This is a genomic window from Neorhizobium sp. SHOUNA12A (assembly GCF_023006505.1).
Lineage (GTDB): Bacteria > Pseudomonadota > Alphaproteobacteria > Rhizobiales > Rhizobiaceae > Neorhizobium.
This window is the reverse complement of record NZ_JALBGV010000174.1, coordinates 1-3,108: the sequence shown is the minus strand read 5'-3', so window position 1 is coordinate 3,108 and position 3,108 is coordinate 1. Positions and strand designations below refer to the sequence as shown.

Below are 3,108 nucleotides of genomic sequence, written 5' to 3'. Positions count from 1 at the left end.
GCTTCGGCCTCGGCGAGGCGTTCGCGGGCTTCTGCCTCGCGGAAGGCTGCTTCGCGCTTGCCTTCCGCTTCCAGAACGGCTGCCTGCTTGGCGCCCTCGGCGCGCAGGATCTGGGCGCTGCGCGAGCCTTCGGCTTCGAGGATCTGGGCGCGCTTCTCGCGCTCGGCCTTCATCTGCCGGCCCATGGATTCGACGAGGTCGGCGGGCGGCTGGATGTCCTTGATCTCGACGCGGGTGACCTTGATGCCCCAGGGACCGACGGCTTCGTCGACGACGCGCAGCAGCCGCTCGTTGATGACTTCACGGTTGGAGAGCAGTTCATCGAGGTCCATCGAACCCATGACCGAGCGAATATTGGTCATGGTGAGGTTCTGGATGGCGTTTTCGAGATTGGAAATCTGGTAGGCGGCCTGGGCCGGATTGAGGACTTGGTAGAAGGACACCGCATCTGCGGAGACGCTGGCATTGTCCTTGGTGATGACCTCCTGGGTCGGGATGCTGAGGACCTGCTCCATGACGTTCATGCGTACGCCGATGCGCTCGATGAAAGGTGTCAGCAGGTTGAGGCCCGGGTCCAGCGTGCGGGTGTAGCGGCCGAAGCGCTCCACGGTGTAGCGATAACCCTGCGGCACGGTCTTGATCCCGGCAAACAGGACCAGAATGATCAGCACCACGATGCCGATCACGACGATATCGAAGCCACCCAGGCCGCCCAAGTTCATGACATTCCTCCATTGCAGGCGGTAAGCCCGCCAGGTCACACGTGATGAGTTAGCACGTTCTTTGCAGGGAAGAAATGACAGCCGGACGCCGTCGATGTCGTCCGGGTTATTCACATCGACGCACCGGCGGTCTAGAGAGCAGGTGAGAACACCCGGTCGCAGCCTACCCGGTCAAAACAAGGATGAATGACCATGAAAACCATCGTCGTCTGCTCCGGCGGACTGGATTCCGTTTCGCTCGCCCACAGGATTGCCGCCGAACAGCTGCTGCTGGGGCTGATTTCCTTCGACTATGGCCAGCGGCACCGCAAGGAACTCGATTTCGCCGCCGCCTGCGCCGCGCGGCTCGGCGTCTTCCACGAGATCATCGACATGCGTGGGATCGGCAGCCGGCTGACCGGCTCGGCCTTGACCGACGATCTGGACGTGCCGGACGGACATTATGCGGAGGAAACCATGCGGGTGACCGTGGTGCCGAACCGCAATGCGATCATGCTGTCGATCGCCTTCGGAGTGGCGGCGGCGCGGCATGCCGATGCGGTGGCGATCGCCGTGCATGGCGGCGACCATTTCATCTATCCCGACTGCCGGCCAGGTTTCATCGATGCGTTCCAGGCGATGCAGGATCATGCCCTGGACGGTTACGCGTCGGTCCGGCTGCTTGCGCCTTACGTCGCCGGATCGAAAGCGGATATCGTCACCGATGGCGCCCGGCACGGAACGCCGTTCGCCGAAACCTGGTCCTGCTACAAGGGCGGTACCCTGCATTGCGGCCGCTGCGGCACCTGCGTCGAGCGGCGCGAAGCTTTCCACCTCGCAGGCATCGAAGACCCGACGGAGTACGAGGATCCGGATTTCTGGAAGGCCGCCACGGATGGTTTCAAGGCGACCGAAGTTCGGTAAGGCGCCTTAAACCCAGCCTTGGAGCTCGCGGCGGACGACCTTTTCCAACACCGTCATGCCGCCGGGGCTGTCGTTCAGACAGGGGACATGCGCGAATTTTTCGCCGCCATTGTGGCGGAAGATCTCGCCCGCTTCCTCGGCGATTTCCTCGAGCGTTTCCAGACAGTCGGAGACGAAGCCGGGATTCATGATAGCGATGCGCCTGATGCCGTCCTGGGCGAGTTTTTCGACCGTCTTGTCGGTATAGGGCTGCAGCCATTGCTCCGGCCCGAAACGGGACTGGAAGGTGATCATGAAATTTTTGTCGGTGAAACCGAGCGCTTCCTTCAGGAGCCGGGCGGTCTTCTGGCAATGGCAGTAATAGGGATCGCCCGCCTTGAAATAGGATTGCGGGATGCCGTGGAAGGAGGCGATCAGCATTTCCGGCTCCCAGTCGAGCGCCGCGTATTTCGCCCTGACGGAGTCCGCCAGCGCCTCGATATACGCCGGTTCGTCGTGATAGGGCGGCACAGTGCGTAACGCCGGCTGCCAGCGCAGCTTCATTAGGTGCTCGAAGGCCTTGTCGTTGACAGTAGCGGTGGTCGAGGCGGCATATTGCGGATAGAGCGGGAAGAGGACGATCTTTTCGCAGCCCTTTTCCTTCAGCGCGTCGATGCGCTCGGCGATCGAAGGTTTTCCGTAGCGCATCGCCCAGTCGACCACGACATTCGGGAGATCCTTCAGCCGCTCGGCCATCAGTTCGCCCTGGCTGCGGGTATAGGTGCGCAGGTAACTTTCGTTCAGATCCTTGTTCCAGATCGCCTCATAGGCCTTGCCAACCTTCTGCGGCCGCTTGTTGAGCACGATGCCGTAGAGGATCGGGTACCAGTAGAACCGCGACCACTCGATCACCCGCTTGTCGGACAGAAACTCGGCGAGATAGCACCGCATCGACCAGTAGTCCGTGCCGTCCGGGGTGCCGAGATTGATGAGCAATACGCCGACCTTGCCGAAACTCACCTTCGGATGATCGGAGGGCATATGGGCGGAATGGGAGGTCATGCGGATACTTTCGATTAAGTCTTGCACGGGCGACGACGCGCTCGTTTGTTTCGCAAACTACTTAGAAACAAAAATCGGCCCGGGAAAGCCCGGGCCGATCATGGCATCGGGACAAATCGTCCCAATGTGTTGCGTGAAGTCGCCGGCCCGAACCTTGATCCGGGTCAAGCGATGTCACTTCGCCGGCAGTTCCAGCTCGGCGCCGACCTGGATGACGTTCGGATGGCGCAGCGCGTTGAGCTTGGCGATCTCGGTCCACTTCTCACCATTGCCATAGGTGGCTTCGGCGATCTTCCAGAGCGAGTCACCCTTGGCGACCGTGTACTTGGTGGGGCCGGCCGGCTTCGGTGCGGCGGGAGCCGCTGCCGGAGCAGGTTTCGCCGGAGCTGCAGCCATGGTGTTCGGTGCCGGAGCTGCGGGTGCTGCCGGGGCAGGGCTCGCC

General features: G+C 61.9%; 4 protein-coding genes. 1 reads left to right on the top strand and 3 read right to left on the bottom strand.

From position 1 onward, the window contains the following. The coding region (locus tag MOV63_RS32225; protein ID WP_247039812.1) for an SPFH domain-containing protein at positions 1–722 on the bottom strand (722 nt) is incomplete at its 3' end. Positions 723–914: 192 nt separating this feature from the next. On the opposite strand from MOV63_RS32225, the gene queC reads away from it, so the two are divergent. Next, positions 915–1,625 (top strand): 7-cyano-7-deazaguanine synthase QueC, encoded by a 711-nt coding sequence (queC, locus tag MOV63_RS32220; protein ID WP_247039811.1) that lies wholly within the window; start codon positions 915–917, stop codon positions 1,623–1,625. 6 nt (positions 1,626–1,631) lie between these two features. On the opposite strand, the gene hemH is transcribed toward queC, so the two are convergent. Beyond that, on the bottom strand, positions 1,632–2,666 hold the full coding sequence (gene hemH / locus MOV63_RS32215) for a ferrochelatase (protein WP_247039810.1): 1,035 nt from the start codon (positions 2,664–2,666) through the stop codon (positions 1,632–1,634). Between the two features lie 174 nt (positions 2,667–2,840). Beyond that, positions 2,841–3,108, bottom strand: a 268-nt coding sequence (locus MOV63_RS32210) for a LysM peptidoglycan-binding domain-containing protein (protein ID WP_247039809.1), incomplete at its 5' end; no start/stop codon positions are given.

Coding starts and splice junctions, on each gene's coding strand:
- queC (WP_247039811.1), top strand. CDS start 915: ATGAAAACCATCGTCGTCTGCTCCGGCGGACTGGATTCCGTTTCGCTC.
- hemH (WP_247039810.1), bottom strand. CDS start 2,666: ATGACCTCCCATTCCGCCCATATGCCCTCCGATCATCCGAAGGTGAGT.